General features: G+C 70.5%; 17 protein-coding genes and 1 tRNA gene. 10 read left to right on the top strand and 8 right to left on the bottom strand.

What is annotated here, in order from left to right; translation table 11 throughout:
• The first annotated feature begins 59 nt into the window (after positions 1–59).
• The 3 genes from BJ972_RS09820 to BJ972_RS09810 are packed head-to-tail and all read left to right on the top strand — an operon-like array spanning position 60 to position 3,186.
• Positions 60–1,133 carry an acyl-CoA dehydrogenase family protein gene (locus BJ972_RS09820; RefSeq protein WP_129173411.1) on the top strand — a complete coding sequence of 358 codons (1,074 nt, stop codon included), beginning with the start codon at positions 60–62 and terminating at the stop codon, positions 1,131–1,133.
• Entirely contained in the window at positions 1,127–2,491 is a 1,365-nt protein-coding gene (locus tag BJ972_RS09815; RefSeq protein WP_129173412.1) for a bifunctional PIG-L family deacetylase/class I SAM-dependent methyltransferase, read from the top strand. Before BJ972_RS09820 ends, BJ972_RS09815 begins: the two co-directional genes overlap by 7 nt.
• A complete protein-coding gene (locus BJ972_RS09810) occupies positions 2,488–3,186 on the top strand; it encodes a glycosyltransferase family 2 protein (RefSeq protein ID WP_241830749.1) in 699 nt (232 codons plus the stop codon). The genes BJ972_RS09815 and BJ972_RS09810 overlap by 4 nt, the downstream gene beginning before the upstream one ends.
• Here BJ972_RS09810 and BJ972_RS09805 read toward each other — a convergent pair.
• Entirely contained in the window at positions 3,183–3,830 is a 648-nt protein-coding gene (locus BJ972_RS09805) for an NAD(P)-dependent oxidoreductase (RefSeq protein ID WP_129173413.1), read from the bottom strand. The two genes, BJ972_RS09810 and BJ972_RS09805, sit on opposite strands and share 4 nt — an antisense overlap.
• Positions 3,831–4,095: 265 nt before the next feature.
• Here BJ972_RS09805 and BJ972_RS09800 point away from each other — a divergent pair, with 265 nt between their 5' ends.
• A complete protein-coding gene (locus BJ972_RS09800) occupies positions 4,096–4,602 on the top strand; it encodes a hypothetical protein (protein WP_129173415.1) in 507 nt (168 codons plus the stop codon).
• Here BJ972_RS09800 and BJ972_RS09795 read toward each other — a convergent pair.
• Complete coding sequence (locus BJ972_RS09795; RefSeq protein WP_129173417.1) at positions 4,552–5,079, bottom strand: DUF6328 family protein; 528 nt, start codon at positions 5,077–5,079, stop codon at positions 4,552–4,554. The genes BJ972_RS09800 and BJ972_RS09795 overlap by 51 nt on opposite strands.
• Positions 5,080–5,152: 73 nt before the next feature.
• On the opposite strand from BJ972_RS09795, the gene BJ972_RS09790 reads away from it, so the two are divergent.
• The 4 genes from BJ972_RS09790 to BJ972_RS09775 all read left to right on the top strand — a co-directional run bounded on the left by BJ972_RS09790 (position 5,153) and on the right by BJ972_RS09775 (position 7,115).
• A complete protein-coding gene (locus BJ972_RS09790; protein ID WP_129173419.1) occupies positions 5,153–5,563 on the top strand; it encodes a DoxX family protein in 411 nt (136 codons plus the stop codon).
• Between the two features lie 63 nt (positions 5,564–5,626).
• Positions 5,627–6,508, top strand: coding sequence for an SDR family oxidoreductase (locus BJ972_RS09785; RefSeq protein ID WP_129173421.1), 882 nt, complete (start codon positions 5,627–5,629; stop codon positions 6,506–6,508).
• 59 nt (positions 6,509–6,567) lie between these two features.
• Positions 6,568–6,963 carry an MmcQ/YjbR family DNA-binding protein gene (locus BJ972_RS09780; protein WP_129173423.1) on the top strand — a complete coding sequence of 132 codons (396 nt, stop codon included), beginning with the start codon at positions 6,568–6,570 and terminating at the stop codon, positions 6,961–6,963.
• Between the two features lie 79 nt (positions 6,964–7,042).
• Positions 7,043–7,115: transfer RNA gene (locus BJ972_RS09775), tRNA-Arg, on the top strand.
• Between the two features lie 74 nt (positions 7,116–7,189).
• On the opposite strand, the gene BJ972_RS09770 is transcribed toward BJ972_RS09775, so the two are convergent.
• On the bottom strand, positions 7,190–7,621 hold the full coding sequence (locus tag BJ972_RS09770; protein WP_206736491.1) for a hypothetical protein: 432 nt from the start codon (positions 7,619–7,621) through the stop codon (positions 7,190–7,192).
• Positions 7,622–7,746: 125 nt separating this feature from the next.
• Here BJ972_RS09770 and BJ972_RS09765 point away from each other — a divergent pair, with 125 nt between their 5' ends.
• Positions 7,747–8,070 (top strand): hypothetical protein, encoded by a 324-nt coding sequence (locus BJ972_RS09765; RefSeq protein WP_129173425.1) that lies wholly within the window; start codon positions 7,747–7,749, stop codon positions 8,068–8,070.
• 12 nt (positions 8,071–8,082) lie between these two features.
• Here the strand turns inward: BJ972_RS09765 and BJ972_RS09760 are convergent, their stop codons facing one another.
• Complete coding sequence (locus BJ972_RS09760) at positions 8,083–9,294, bottom strand: glycosyltransferase 87 family protein (RefSeq protein WP_129173427.1); 1,212 nt, start codon at positions 9,292–9,294, stop codon at positions 8,083–8,085.
• A gap of 62 nt (positions 9,295–9,356) precedes the next feature.
• Complete coding sequence (locus BJ972_RS09755; RefSeq protein ID WP_129173429.1) at positions 9,357–11,012, bottom strand: molybdopterin-dependent oxidoreductase; 1,656 nt, start codon at positions 11,010–11,012, stop codon at positions 9,357–9,359.
• A gap of 163 nt (positions 11,013–11,175) precedes the next feature.
• Here BJ972_RS09755 and BJ972_RS17575 point away from each other — a divergent pair, with 163 nt between their 5' ends.
• Positions 11,176–13,314 carry a S8 family serine peptidase gene (locus BJ972_RS17575; protein ID WP_129173431.1) on the top strand — a complete coding sequence of 713 codons (2,139 nt, stop codon included), beginning with the start codon at positions 11,176–11,178 and terminating at the stop codon, positions 13,312–13,314.
• Between the two features lie 178 nt (positions 13,315–13,492).
• Here the strand turns inward: BJ972_RS17575 and BJ972_RS09745 are convergent, their stop codons facing one another.
• The 3 genes from BJ972_RS09745 to BJ972_RS17265 are packed head-to-tail and all read right to left on the bottom strand — an operon-like array spanning position 13,493 to position 15,368.
• The gene (locus BJ972_RS09745; protein ID WP_129173433.1) at positions 13,493–14,086 is read right to left on the bottom strand and encodes an energy-coupling factor transporter transmembrane component T family protein; all 594 of its coding nucleotides are present in this window, start codon (positions 14,084–14,086) and stop codon (positions 13,493–13,495) included.
• Entirely contained in the window at positions 14,083–14,799 is a 717-nt protein-coding gene (locus BJ972_RS09740) for an energy-coupling factor ABC transporter ATP-binding protein (RefSeq protein ID WP_241830750.1), read from the bottom strand. The genes BJ972_RS09745 and BJ972_RS09740 overlap by 4 nt, the downstream gene beginning before the upstream one ends.
• Positions 14,775–15,368, bottom strand: a complete 594-nt coding sequence (locus tag BJ972_RS17265) for a biotin transporter BioY (RefSeq protein ID WP_129173437.1) — start codon at positions 15,366–15,368, stop codon at positions 14,775–14,777. Before BJ972_RS17265 ends, BJ972_RS09740 begins: the two co-directional genes overlap by 25 nt.
• Between the last annotated feature and the right edge of the window lie 64 nt (positions 15,369–15,432).

The raw sequence follows: 15,432 nt of genomic DNA, 5'->3' as shown, positions 1-15,432 counted from the left end.
TGGCGGCGCGGAAGTCAAGGCCCTCGTCCGATCCGACGCACGCGCCTAGCCTCAGGCTTATGACATCGATGACTCGACCTGTGAGTCTGGGTGCGACTCCGCGAGCGCTTCCCGCGCTCCCCACCGACCTTCCCCGCACCGAAATCGCCGACCTCCTGTCGTGGGCCGTCGACTACTCCCACCAAGCTGAACTCGACACCCACGCCGCACGCTGGGAGGCCCTCGCCACGGTCGCCGCGGCCGACGTCACCGCCGCCCGCGTGCTCGAACCGCACCTCGACGCGCTCGAGATCCTCCGGCAGGCGGGTGCACTCGCCGGCAACGACCCCAGCACCCACGCCCCCGCACTCGAAGCCCTCGAAGCGGTCGACGCCGACGAGACATCCTCCTGGGGGGTCTTCGCGGCCGAAGGCCCCGGACTCCGCGTCGTCGCATCCGACTCGGAAGAGGGCTGGACACTCTCCGGAGAGAAGCCCTGGTGCTCCCTCGCCCGTCGCCTGTCGCACGCTCTCGTCACGGCCCACACGTCCGACACCACACGCCGTCTCTTCGCGGTCAACCTCCGCGGCCCCGGAATCGCGGCGCATCACGGCCCGTGGGTCTCCCGCGGACTCACCGACGTCGTGAGCGCCCCCGTCACGTTCACGGCCGCCGCCGCGATCCCCATCGGCGACGACAGCTGGTACCTCGACCGCCCGGGCTTCGCGTGGGGCGGCATCGGCGTCGCCGCGTGCTGGTGGGGCGGAGCGATCGGCATCGCGCGCACCCTCGCCGACTCCTTCGACACCCGGGAACCCGACCAACTGGCTCTCGCCCACCTGGGCGCGATCGACGCCGCGCTCGACGGTGCGCGCACCTCGCTCGTCGCCGCAGCTCGCATCGCCGACGGTGAGGAGAGCACCGACATCCCGCCGTCGATCATCGCCCGCCGGGTGCGTGCGGTGACGGTGGATGCCGTCGAGCGAACGCTCCGCGGAGTCCGGCACGCCCTCGGCCCGGCGCCCCTCACGACCGATCGAGACTACGCGCGACGCGTCGCCGACCTCGAGATCTATGTGCGGCAGCACCACGCCGAACGTGATGACGCCGCACTCGGCCGGGCCGTCCACGAGCACGGCGTCGCTCCATGGTGAGCTTCGACCATCGAGACCCCGGCACCCGGGAAGACGAGTGGCGCCCGCTCCTGACATCCGTCGCCGTACTCGATGACGACCGGTTCGACGCGCTCGACCGTGTCGTCGTCGTCGCCGCCCACCCCGACGACGAGACGCTCGGGGTCGCCGGTCTCGTCGCGAAGCTCCACCGCGAGGGCGTGCACGTCGAAATCGTCGTCGCGACCGACGGCGAGCGGTCGCACCCCGAATCGCCGACGCGTTCGCCGCGCACCCTCGCCCTCGAGCGCCGCGTCGAGCTGCTCCGTGCGATCGACCGGGTCGCTCCCGGCGCCTCGGTCGAGTTCCTCGGCATCGCCGATGGTGGGCTGAGTGACGGGGCCGACGTGCTCCACCGCGCGCTGTCGACGCGACTCGACGGAGCGCGCCGCACGCTCGTGCTCGCACCGTGGCGGGGTGACGGTCACCGCGATCACCGCATCGCCGGTGAGGTCGCTGCCGCCGTCGCCGCCGAGCGCAGCGTGCTCTTCGCCGAGTACCCGATCTGGCTGTGGCACTGGGGGAGCGCCGCCGACGTGCCGTGGGCCGAGCTCCGCGCGATCCCCATCGCCGAGGCCGACCGCGAGGCGAAGGCCCGCGCGCTCGACGAGCACACGAGTCAGACCGCCCCGCTCTCTCCCGCCGCGGGCGACGAGGTCATGCTCCACGCGGGCATGCTCGAGCACTTCCGGCGTGACCACGAGTACATCGTCGTCGCCGAACGCGCGGCTCCCGCGAGCCTCGACCCCGAGTTCTTCGACCGGTTCTACGCGGGCAAGTCCGACCCGTGGGGCTTCGAGTCGCGCTGGTACGAGGAGCGCAAGCGCTCCATCACCCTCGCCGGCCTGCCGCGACGCACCTTCCGGTCGGCGCTCGAGATCGGCTGCTCCACGGGGGTGCTCACCGCGTCGCTCGCCGAACGCTGCGATCACCTGCTCGCCGTGGATGCCGCGTCGGCACCTCTCCGCGCAGCCGCTCGACGCTTCATCGGTCGAACCGATGTCGTTCTCGAGCAGCGCTCCCTCCCGGGCGACTGGCCCGAGGGGGAGTTCGACCTCATCGTGATCTCCGAGGTCGGCTACTACTGGGGCGACGACGATCTCGACCTCGCCATCGACCGGTCGATCGGCAGCCTCACCGACGACGGCATCCTCGTCGCCTGCCACTGGCGCCACCCCGTCGACGACTACCCGCGCTCGGGCGACGACGTGCACGCCCGCCTGCGCGATCGCGGCGATCTCGCGCTCCTCGCCGAACACCGCGAAGAGGACTTCCTGCTCGGCGTCTACTCGCACCCGGGTGCGCGCTCCGTCGCCCGCGAGACCGGGGTGATCCCGTGATCGTCGGCCGACAGCGCATCGCGACTCTCGCCATCGTCATCCCCGTCCACGACGAGGAGCAGCTGCTCGCGCGCTGCCTCACGGCGATGGATGACAGTGTGCGCCTTCTCGCCGCCCGACGCCCCGACATCGAGGTGCGCGTCGTCGTGGTGCTCGACGCGTGCTCCGACGGCTCGGCAGAGATCGCCGCGCGGTTCCCCGTGGCGGTCGAGACCATCGACGTCGCCCTCGTCGGGGCAGCTCGTGCTCACGGCGTCGGCATCGCACTCGCGGGCGCCGACCCCGCGACGACGTGGATCGCGAACACCGACGCCGATTCGGCCGTGCCCCTCGGCTGGGCGACGGTGCACGTCGACCTCGCCGAGCGCGGCGCCGACCTCGTGCTCGGCACGGTGCGTCCCGACTTCGCCGATCTCTCCGACGCTCAGATCGCCGACTGGATCGCCACCCATGAGCCGGGCGTTGCCTACGGGAACACCCACGGTGCGAACCTCGGCATGCGCGCCGATCGGTACCTCGCCGCGGGCGGGTTCGAGTCTGTCGCGGCGCACGAAGACGTCATCCTCGTCGATCACCTCCGCGAGGCCGGCGCGCGTACGGTCGCGACGGCGGACTGCGAGGTGCTCACGTCCGGGCGTGCGGAAGGCCGCGCACCCGAGGGGTACGCGGCCTTCCTCGCGGCGAACTACGGCTAGTAGGCGACGCCGAACTGCTCGCCGTGGTGCGTGGGGGTCTCGATCTCGTCGACGATCGCCGTCGCGAAGTCGACGCCCGAGACGGCCGATTCGCCGTTCGCGTCGAAGAGGGCGACCTCGCCGCCCGTGCGGTAGGTGCCGAGCTTCTCGCCCGGAGCGTACGAGCCGTAGTTGGCCGCGGGGCTCACGAAGAACCAGTCGAGGCCGTCGGGGGCGTCGGCGAGCAGCGTCTCGAGCACGCCCGTCATGACGCGAGCCTCGTGCGCGAACTGCGGCGGAAGGTCGTCACCCTCGGCGAAGCGCGGTGCGCCCTCGGCGGGGCGCAGGCCGCTGAAGCCGCCGACGACGCCGAGGCGTGCGCCCGATGCGGCCGCGAGTTCCGCGATGCGCGCGTAGATGCCCGCGAGCTCGTCCGCGAGTTCGCCGCGCGGGGCGAGGGCGAGGATGACGGTGTCGGCGCCCGCCACGGCACGCTGACGGTTCTCGTCGTCCTGCAGCGAGCCCGTCTCGTAGGTGACGCCGTCGATGGGCGCTTCGGGGGCGTTTCGGCTCCACGAGGTGACGTCGTGACCGCGCTGGGCGGCTTCTGCGACGATGTTCCCTCCGGTGTATCCGGTTCCTCCGATGACGACGACAGTGCTCATGGTGTTCCTCCCGATTCGACTGGTCCGATCTCGGACTGATCCGAGGTAACTGTAGGCACCGATGTCGCGAGCCGGGAAGTACGCACTTTTCGGTAAGTCCGTCACAATTCGGGTGTTCCGCACTCTGGCATTCTCCCGAAACATCCGCGAGAATACTGCGAGAGAGCGCTCTCAGCTGTTTGTCAGACACTCGCGTCATGATCGAGCGTCCTCCCCGTCTCTTTCTCTGGGTGCGAAGATCGCGCCCTGAATGCCGAGGAGCTCCATGTCCCGCACCCGTACGGACGCCGACATCCCACTGCAGTCCCGCACCGACGTCACAGCCACAGCCGCCCACGCCTCGGCCGCCCGGCTCGACATCACCGTGCGCCGGGCGCCCGCCATGCGGGCCACGCTGACGACCGGCATCCTCGTCGGAGCACTCTCGCTCGGCCTCTTCGCCCCGTCGCCGGCGTTCGCCGATGCGGACGGGGCGGGCGTCGGAAGCGCGCATCCTCGTGTCACGACCGCGCCCGCTGTCGTCCCCGCCGAACGGCACCGTGCCGACGGTCAGGGCACGCTCGTCATCCCGCCCGCCGACCGCCCCGCGCGCGTGCGTGTCGTGCCGACGCTCACGACCATCGCCGATGTGACGCCGTTCCTCGCCCCCGCTGGCATCCTCGCGCTCCTCTTCGCGGCCGGCGCGGTCATCGTCACCCGGGTGCCCGCCGGCGTCCCCACCTCAGCCCTCGGCTCGGTGGGCATGGGGCGCGGCACCGACGGCGGAGCGTGAACCGAGCCGGGGCACGACGAGCCACAGCACCGCGACGACCGCGAGTCCGACGCCCATCGCGGTGAAGCCCGCCGCGCGACCCGCGGTGAAGTCGAAGATGAGGCTCGTCACGCCCACCGCGAGGAACGCGACGACGACGAGGTCGGCGACGAGTAACCGGCTGCCGATGCGCACGATGTACTCCTTCCGCTGCCGCGCGAAGTAGGTGCGGTGGAGGCTCACGGGCGCGAGTCCGAGCGCCGTCGCGATGCCGGCGAGTGCGACGAGCACGAGGTAGAGCCCGAGCTGATACGCGTCGACCTCCTCGAACCGTGGCTGGAACGCGACGGCGAGCAGGAAGCCGACGATGATCTGCGTGCCGGTCTGAGCGACGCGCAGCTCCTGGAGGATCTCGTTCCAGTTGCGATCCGCCCGCTCGTTCGGGGTCTCGTCGCGCCCGTCGGCGGGCAGGGCGTCGGCGTCGGCGTGAGTCGGCATACCGCGATGGTAGTGATCGGCGCCGACCGCGCAACCCCCTTGATTTCGGGCCGACAGAGAGTTGAATGACAGGATGACGCGCCGAGACCGACCCCGCTCCACCCCCGCCCGCACGATCGGGCGTCTCTTCCTCGCGAGCGCACTCGTGTTCGCCGGGGTGAGCCATCTGTTCTGGGCGCGCGAGGAGTTCCGCGCGCAGGTGCCCGAGTGGGTGCCGATGGACCCGGATGGCGTCGTCGTCGCCTCGGGCGCCGTCGAGGTCGGCCTCGGAGCCGCGCTCGTCGTGCTGCCCAAGGAACGTCGTCGCATCGGTGCGATCGTCGCCGCGTTCTTCGTCGCCGTGTTCCCCGGCAACATCGCACAGTACGCCGACCGCCGTGATGCGTTCGGCCTCACGACCGACCGAGCCCGGCTCATCCGTCTCTTCTTCCAGCCCGCGCTCGTCGCGCTCGCGCTCTGGTCGACCCGCGAGCCTCGCGCGTAGGCCGCGCCCGCGTCATCCGTCAAGCCCCTGTCGTGCACGGGCGAGGCTTGACACCGTAGAAGCATGACCGACATGCAGCAGGACCCCCGTTCGAAGCACGACGACGGCGACTTCCCCGCGCAGGAGCAGTCGCAGCCGGGCCTCACCGGCGACATGACGCCGACGCCCAACCACGGCGAGTCGAGCTATCACGGCCACGGACGCCTCGTCGGGCGACGCGCGCTCATCACGGGCGGCGACTCCGGCATCGGCCGCGCCGTGGCGATCGCCTTCGCGCGCGAAGGCGCCGACGTCGCGATCTCCTACCTTCCCGAGGAGCAGGCCGACGCCCAGATGACGGCGGGCTTCGTGACGGATGCCGGTCGGAAGGCCGTGCTCCTTCCCGGTGACATCCAGGACGAGCAGTGGAACGAGCACCTCGTCGCCGAGACGATCGCGCAGCTCGGCGGGATCGACATCCTCGTGCCGAACGCGGCGTACCAGAAGGATCGTGACGGTGTCGAGACGATGACGACCGCCGAGTTCGATCGCGTCTTCCGCACCAACCTGTACTCGCCGTTCTGGCTCACGCGTGCGGCCGTGCCGCACCTCGCTCCGGGGTCGTCGATCATCGTGTCGGCGTCGATCCAGGGCTTCCAGCCGTCGCCCGCGCTGCTCGATTACGCGATGACGAAGGCCGCGCTCGTCGCTTTCACGAAGGCGCTCGCCGAGGAGCTCGGACCGAAGGGAATCCGCGTGAACGCCGTCGCGCCGGGGCCGATCTGGACGCCGCTCATCCCCGCGACCGGATGGGACGAGAAGGTGCAGAAGTTCGGGCAGGGCACCCCGCTCGGTCGTTCGGGTCAGCCCGCCGAACTCGGAGGCGCGTACGTGTACCTCGCGTCGGAGGATGCCTCGTACACGTCGGGCGCTGTGCTTCCGGTGACAGGTGGCAAAGGGCTGTAGAGGAGCGTTCGCCCCGACTCGCCGCGTGATGTGTCGTCCGTGCTCGATAGGGTCGAGCCGTGGAGCATCCCCCGGTCGTCGATCCCCGTCATCCGCTCATCGAGCGCGTGCGCGCGATCTGCTCCGCACTGCCGGAGTGCACCGAGGTCGGGGCGTGGGGGAGGCCCACGTTCCGCACGGGCGCGAAGGGCAAGATCTTCGTGCACGTCTCGTCGTCGATGGACGACCCGTTCTCGGTCGTCTTCACGACCGACCCCGACGAGCACCAGGCGCTCGCGCAGGACCCGCGTTTCTACGCACCGCCCTACTACGACAAGAACCACTGGCTCGGTATCGGGCTCGACGGCGTCGACTGGGACGAGCTCGCCGAACTCATCGAGACCTCGTATCGACAGGTCGCGCTCAAGCGCCAGATCCGTGCCCTCGACGAGCTGCGACCCGACCACGCGCGCTGAGCATCGCTCGAATTGGCAAGAGGCCCGAGTCTGGGTTAGAGTATCCGGGTTGCCCGCGTTCACTCGCAGGCAGTGAATTGCGCCCGTAGCTCAACGGATAGAGCATCTGACTACGGATCAGAAGGTTGGGGGTTCGAATCCCTCCGGGCGCACAGTGCTCACGCACTGATTACTGGTTGAGACAGTAAGAAAACGGCTCGCGACAGCGGGCCGTTTTTGTTTGCCCTCACGCACGTTCACGCACGAAGAACGGCGACGGCCACGCACCGAGCGCGAGCACCGCGACGACAGTCTGCGCGAAGCCCGCGGCGAAGAAGATGCCGTGCAGCGGCGCCCACTCGAGCATGATCGCGATCTCGACGAAGATCCACACCATGAGCACGAGACCGGCCGCCGCGTGCAGTCCCCACGCGAGGCGCAGCCGCCGGAACTGCGCGACGAGCGCGAGCGCCTGCGAACCGCCGACGACGACGCCGAGGATGACGCCCGGCACGACGTACGACGAGAAGACGCTGCCCTCGATCCACTCGGGCGGCAGGCCCATGCCGCCGCCGACCGTGAGCCCGGCCATGCCGACGAGGGCGCCGACGAGGGTGAACCCGGCGAGACCGGCGAGGATGACGCGCACGAGGCGCCGCGGACGCGAAGGGGCGGACATGCCCCGATGCTAGCGGCGCCCCGCGCGGCTCAGCACGCCTCGAGCTTCACCCACGGGCCCCATGCCGCGGCGTCCGGCGTCTGGTTGCGGGTCCCGGTCAGAAACGGCGTGCGTAGGGTGGACTGATGACGGAAGCGAATCGCACGGATTCCCGCCGCGTAGTCACAGTCGTCGCGACAGGGGTGATCGCCGCGGCCCTGGCGGTCGCGTTCGCGACGTTCTGGATCACGCAACTGCTGACCCTCGAGGGCAGCGACCGCTTCCTCATGCTCAACACGCTCGTCGCCTTCGTCGTGCTCGTGTGGATCTGGGTGGCGCTCGCGATCGTGTCGCTCGTCGTCGCGCGTCGGGTAGCGGGCCGTCCGCGTGCCATCCTCACGCCGGCCCTCGTCGCCCTCGGCGTCACGGCGCTCTGCATCGTGCTGTTCGTCGTGACGCTCTTCATCTGAGCCCGACGTCCCCTAGGCGTCGACGCTCAGCCTGCTCGGCACTCGCGACCCCGCCCGCCACACCGCGACGACCGCCCAGCCGAGGAGCACCGCCTCGAGCAGGGCTCGCAGCGTGAGGATGCCGACGACGAGCGGATCGGCGGCGAGCAGCCACGCATACGTGTACGGGTAGATCACCTGCGTCAGCACGGCGATCACGAGGGCGAGGATCGCCGGGAGCTCGAACCGACGCCGGTCGAGGCAGATGCCGAGGATGACGGGAACGGCGATCCACGAGACGAACTGGGGCGACCCGACCTTGTTGACGAGGATGAGCGCGACGACGAGCGCGAGCGCGAGCGGCGGCACGAGTCGTACGAACGTCGCGCCGCGGAGCGCGGCCCGCACACCGAGGGCGGCGATCACCGCGACGACGAGCGCGAGGAGCGGGGTGGCGACGGCGATCGCGGTTCCGACGCCCGGCCCCGTGACCTGGAAGGTCAGGATGTCGTGGTCGTAGTACGCGCTCGAACCCGTGTCGCCCGCGGCGATCCGCCAGAGCGTCGGCACCGCGAAGATCGACTCGACCTGGATGCCCCGCCCGGTCTGCTGCGTGATGAAGCCGAAGACGTTCCAGCCCGAGCCCGCGAAGAGGCTCACGACGATGAACGCGGCGCTCGTGATCGCGGCGGCGACGACGATACGCACTCGCCCGCGGCCGCCGATGACGAGGGTCGCGACGAGGGCGGCGGGCCAGACCTTGACCCACGCGGCGATCGTGAGGAGCACTCCCGCGAGGTGCGGTCGGCGTGCCGCCCACAGCAGACCCGCGATCGCGAGCGGCACCGTGATCGCGTCGATCCGACCGAGCGACACGGGGCCGAGCGCGAGCAGGAAGACGAGCCAGAAAGATGCCGCGATGGTGCGCGGTCGCGAGAGCGCACGGCGCCCGAGCAGCACGGCGAAGGCGCCGGCGTTCAGCAGTACGGCGATGCCGAGCCAGACGTACACGTAGAGATCGGTCCCGAGCAGGCCGGCGATGCCGATCGGTACGGCCGCGCCGATCGGGTAGACCCACGCGACGTCGATGCCCATGCGCAGCGTGCCGGCGGCGGCCTCTTCGGCCCACAATACGTACACGCCCTCGACGTCGCCGAGCTGCCAACCCGGTCCGTAGATGCCGACGACCGCGAGGATCGCGTGCGCGAGCACGAACCCGCTCCACAGCACGGTGCGTGCTCTCATCCGCGCGTAGCCCCTCCGCTCGACGATCCCCTTACGTTACGGGGTCGACGGGCCGAGAGAGGTCACCCGACACGCAGGAGTGTGCGCTGCCAGCCGCTCGAACCGTCGGGGGCGATCGGGGCGCGTTCCTCGATCTGCAGGTTGCCCTGCTTGTCGGTCGCGCGCACGGCGACGTAGTGGGTTCCCGCGGTGGCCTCCCAGTCGACGAACCACTGCACCCACGTGTCTTCGTTCACGGGCATCGAGAGCGTCGCAGGCTGCCATCCGCCCTCGTCGATGTTCACTTCGACCTTCTCGATGCCGATCGTCTGTGCCCACGCGACGCCCGCGATCTTCGTCGGACCCGCGGCGATCTGCTTGTCGACGCGGGGGGTGTCGATGCGCGACGACATCTTGATCGGAGCCTCCGCGGAGTATCCGCGGGGCGTCCAGTACGCTTCGTCCTTCTGGAACGTCGTGACGGTGATCTGCGTGAGCCACTTGGTCGCCGAGACGTAGCCGTAGAGGCCGGGCACGACCATGCGCACGGGGAATCCGTGCTCGAGGGGGAGGGGCTGGCCGTTCATCGCGACGGCGAGGATGGCGTCGACGCCGTCATCGGTCACGACCGACAGGGGAGTGCTCGCGGTGTAGCCGTCGATGCTGCGGGAGAGCGCCATGTCGGCGCCGTTCTTCGGGCCGGCGAGCGCGAGCACGTCGCGCAGCGGGACGCCGAGCCACTTCGCCGTGCCGACGAGTCCGCCGCCGACCTCGTTCGAGACGCACGTGAGGGTGATCGAGTACTCGTCGAGACCCATGTCGAGCAGGTCCTGGAAACTCAGCTCGACCTTCGTGTCGACCATCCCGTCGATCACGAGCCGCCACGTCGCGGGGTCGATCGACGGCACCGTGAGTGCGGTGTCGACGCGGTAGAAATCGGAGTTCTTCGTGTACAGCGGCGTGAGGCCGGGGATGTCGAGTTCGGCGCCCTCCGGCACGGTGACCGTCGAACGCGGAGCGGGGATCGTGAGTGCGTCACGGATGCTCGCGATCGACGACGTCGCCGCGGTGATCGCGCGTGAGCCCGCGCCGATGATGGCGGCTCCGGCGGCGACGACGCCCGACATGATGAGGAATCCGCGGCGGTCGACGTTCTTGAGGGGCGCACCCTCGGTCGGCTGTGCGGACGGTGCGGCGGGCGCGCCCGGTGCCGTGACCGAGACGGATGCCGGTCGCTCGATGTTCGCCCACACGCCGTCGCGCCACCGGCGCAGGCGACCGATGAGCAGACGCAGCGCGATGATGCCGACGATCGTTCCGACGATGCTCGGAACCGACGCGAGGGGCGACGCTCCGGCGCGAGTGACGACGGCGACGACCGCGAGGGCTCCCGCGACGCCGAAGAGGATGGCGCCGATCGGCGGGCGCACGAGTTCGATGACGCCGATCACGGCGGCGGCCACGACGACCGCGAGGCCGACCGAGCCGAGCAGCACGATCTTGTCGGCCTCGCCGAACAGCTCGATCGCGAGTTCCTTCGCCCACCGCGGCACGATGTCGATGACGAACGATCCCGCGGCGATGACGGGGCTCCCGTCGCGCGGGGCGACGAAGAGAGCGACGAGTTCGACGGCGGCGAGGAACGCCCCCGCTCCGACGATGCCGGTCAGGGCGCCGAAGGCCCAGAACCGTTTGCGCGGCTTCCGCGCCGCGACCATCTCCGCGCTCTTCGTCTTCATGTCGGTTCTCCCTCGGCCTGCTGTGGGCACAAGAGTGATTCGTCACCGACGATCAGTCGGATTGCCCCGGTATTCCGCATCTTCCGCCGGAGGCTGCTCTCCGCTACTCTCGGCTCTCGAGGGACGACCGCTCCCTGTTTCCAACGTCGGGGAGAAGTCGTACGTGGAGTCGTCATCGTGGGGAATCGCGCCTCGGCGCGCCGTTCGTTCATCGTTCGTCGGGGCCGTCGCCCTCGGCGCCGTCCTCTTCCTCGCGGGGCCGGTCTCACCGGCCGCCGCCGAGCTCGAACCGGATGACCGCGCGAGCCTGTCGGGAGTGGTCGAGCGTCTCGCCGGCACCCTCGAAGACCCGTCGACCGATGAGTTCGCCGCCTCCGAGGGACTGCCCGCCGACGGCATCCTGAGCCTCCAGGTCGACGACGCGGGCCGACTCGCCGTCTCGATCACGACCGACGGCGCCGATGTCGTCGCCGTCTCCGAGGCGGTCGCCGCCCTCGGTCTCGTCGTCGCCGTCGACCCTGAGCACGCGACCCTCACCGCCTTCGTCGCGCCGTCGGAGCTCGACGCCCTCTCCCGACTGGCGGGTGTGACGTCGGTCTCGCACGCACCGCAGGCCGGTTCGGGCTCGTTCGCCGCGGCGGCCGCCGACGACATTCTGCCGATCCCGACGGGCACGTGCCGATCGATCCCCGCCGACGCGGCGATCCCGCTCAACGTCGTGAAGGCCCGCTCCGACTTCGGCGTCGACGGCGGAGGCGTCACCGTCGGCATCATCTCGAACTCGTTCGCCCTCAAGGGCGGCCCCGAGGCGGGCAAGGCCGCGTGGGATGCAGATGTGCGGAACGGCCTGCTGCCCGGGCCGGGCAACCCGTGCGGCTACCTCGAGCCCGTCATCGTGCACGACCTCCCGACGACCGTGGCCGGTCAGGACGACGAGGGTCGCGGCATGGCGCAGCTCGTGCACGCGATGGCTCCCGGAGCGAAGCTCGCCTTCGCCACGGGCATCACCGACGAGACCGCCATGCGCGCGGCGATCGATCAGCTCATTGCCGATGGTGCCGACATCATCGTCGACGACGTGCTCTTCCCGACCGAGCCGTACTTCCAGGAGTCGCTCCTCACGCAGAAGATCGACCGTCTCGTCGACGCCGGTCTCGTCTATCTCACCGCCGCGGGCAACTTCAACCAGGTCGCCGAGGTCGACGGCGAGGTGCGCCCCATCGGCTCGTGGATGTCGGCGGAGTACCGGCCCATCGACTGCCCCGACGGCATCGCCGCCGCGAGCGGACTCGAGGGCGCCGTCGACTGCATGGACTTCGACCCGAGCGAGGCCGAGGCGTACTCGAATGCCTTCACGGTCATCGGCGTGCCGGACGGCGACGACCTGCAGGTCGAGGTCCTCGCGCAGTGGGCCCTGCCGTACGGCACGGAGTTCGGCGACTTCTCGCTCGTCGTCACCGACCCGGCGGGCACTCCCGTCGAGGTGAGCGAGCTGCAGCTCGGCTTCCCCGGCCTCGGGGTCGTCATCTCGGGGGCCTCGACGGAGCCCACGGCCTACGACTTCTTCATCGTGCGAGCGAAGGACCGCACCGACGCCCGGCCCGCCGTGCGCATCTCGTCGGTCGAGAACGGCCTGCCCGCCGTCTTCCACTCGCTCGAGTACGACACGACCCAGGGCGACGACGTCGTCGGCCCGACGGTCAACGGCCACAACGGCGCGCGCAAGGCGATCACGGTCGCCGCAGCGCCCTTCACCGAACCGACCGGCCTCGAGTACTTCAGCTCGCTCGGCCCGGTCTACACGGGTCTGCCGCCGATCGGCAGCGAGACGGTGCTGCCGTTCGCCGAGCTCGAGACCTACTCGAAGCCCGACATCCTCTCGCTCGACGGCGAGCGCAACTCGGTGCTGTCCGCGCCCCCTGGAAGCTCCGGCGGCGTGTACCAGTTCTTCGGTACGTCGGCCGCATCGCCCACCGCGGCGGGCGTCGTCGCGCTCGGACTCCAGGCGCACCCCGGCCTGACGCCCGACGAGGTCAAGGCTGCGCTCTTCGGCTCGGCGATCCCGCGCGGTGCGACCTACGTCGGGCACTCCGCTGAGAACACGACCGGTGCGGGTCTCATCGACGCGTACGGGTACCTCTCGCGCGTCGCCGAGCTCCCGGTTCCGCCCGAGCCGAACCCCGCGGCTCCCGCACAGTTGCCGTCGACGGGCATCGACCCGACGACTCCCGCGCTCGTCGGTCTCTTCGCGTTCCTCGCCGGTGCCGTGCTGCTGCGTCGACGGGTGATTCTCGGCCGCTGAGTGGTACCTCCCACTTCGGGGGCAATTCCTTTCCCCGGGCAAAAACCTGGGCTATGGTCGGCTTGGATCTTCGCTCCGGTGATCACCCGGAGCGGTCCGCGCTGGGCGACCGGCGAGGCTCCCCCCTCGCTTCGTCGGTTGCCCATCATCCTCTCGATCGGGCCGAGGAATCGCGGCCTCAGGCGATTCCGCGCGCCGCGAGCGCATCGGCGAGATCGTCGGCGTGCTGGGCCGACAGCACGAGCAGGGGCACGGCCGTCGTGCGCGCCGCCGGACGGATGCCGCGTGCGCGGTGAGCGTCGCCGACCCTCCGCGCGAAGTCGGCGATGAGGGGCACCGTGCCGAGGGCGATCGTGAGCATGAGCGCGAGGACGTCGGGGTCGATGAGACGTCGGAGAGGCCTCGCTGCGCGCACGATCGCGTCGAGCAGGTCGATCGTCGCGGTCGTCTCGGTGACGACCCCGGCGAGAAGGATGACGGCGAGCACGCGACCGGTGTTGGTGAGTGCGTCGACGGGCGGAAGGAAGAACAGCTGCGGGGCGAGCGTCAGCACGATCACCCAGCGATAGCCGACGAGCACCCGCCCGAGGTGACGCAGCCCGCGCCCGGCCGCCGCGAACGCGATGCAGACGCTGATACCCGCTGCGGCGAGCGTGCCGGGCTCGCGCGCGCCGAGAGTGACGACGAGCGCGACGATGGCGAAGCCGACGAGTTTCGTCGCGGCCGGCATCCGGTGCAGGACGCTCGACCCCGGTCGGTAGAGGGCGATCATCGGTGCTCCTCGTCGTAGCGCGCGACGACGTCGGCCGCCGGGCCGCGCGCGACGAGGCGGCCGCTCTCGAACCGGAGGGCGATGTCGCACTCGGCGGCGAGCCGGAGGTCGTGGGTGACGACGACGACCTGCTGGGGGAGGGCGCGGATGAGCTCGCGGATGCGACGCGCATTCACCGCGTCGAGCGAGGCGGTGGGCTCGTCGGCGACGATGAGTGCGGGCTCGGAGACGGTCACCGTCGCGAAGGCCAGCAGTTGCTTCTGGCCGCCCGAGAGGGAGCGCGTCGAGGCGTCGGCGAGACCCGCGAGACCGGTGCGCTCGAGCGCGTCATCCACGCGCTTCGCCGTCTCCGACGCCGTGAGGCGCAGTCGGCGGAGTGACAGGGCGACGTCCTCGCGCACCGTCGGCATGACGATCTGGGCGTCTGCGTTCGCGAAGACGAACCCGACGCGCTCCCGGACGAGGCGGCTCTGGCGCACGGGGTCGAGTCCGTGCACGCGCACCTCGCCCCGTGCCGGTCGCGTGAGCCCGTTGAGCAGCCGCGCGAAGCTCGACTTGCCCGACCCGTTCGACCCGATGACGGCGACGCGATGCTCGTCGAGGCTGAGCGTCGTCGTCTCGAGCGCCGTCCTGCCCTCGTAGTCGATGCTGACGTGGTCGAGCTCGATGGTGCGCGGCCGCACACCGGTCACCGGCGACGGCTCGCGCGCCACGGACCGAATGCTCGGGGGTAGGCGCGCCAGAGTCCTTGGGTGACGGCCGCAGCGACGACGACCTTGATGACGTCGCCCGGCAGGAAGGCCACGCTGCCGAGCGCGGCGGCCTCGAGGGGAGCGCCGGTCACAAGGGACTGGAAGGGGATGCCGACGGCGTAGATGACGAGGATGCCGCCGACGAAGCATCCGAGCAGGGTCGTGCCCCATCGCGGGCGATCCGCGCTCGAGCGCACGATGAGGCCGATGACGATGGCGCCGAGGATCCAGCCGATGAGATAGCCGACGGTCGGTCCGAAGAAGACGCCGAGTCCCCCTCGTCCGCCCGAGAGCAGAGGGAGCCCGGCTGCGACGAGCACCTGGAGCAAAACGACGGACGCCGCGCCCGCCCACGGCCCGAGCACCGCGCCCGCGAGCATGACGCCGAGGGTCTGCGCGGTGATCGGCACGGCTCCGCCGAAGACGGGGATGGCGCCGGGAAGGCCTAGCACGGCGATGAGTGCGGTGAAGACGGCGACGCGGGCGATGACGCGGCCGTCGATCGTGCGTGCGGGGGCTGTCGTGGTCACGAAGAGGTCCTTTCGGATCGGTGGCGATCACCGTAACCTGAACGGCGTTCACCTGAACAGCGTT

Source organism: Agromyces atrinae (assembly GCF_013407835.1).
Taxonomy (GTDB): domain Bacteria; phylum Actinomycetota; class Actinomycetes; order Actinomycetales; family Microbacteriaceae; genus Agromyces; species Agromyces atrinae.
The sequence above is the reverse complement of the archived record's forward strand: the minus strand, read 5'-3'. Positions and strand labels throughout refer to the sequence as shown.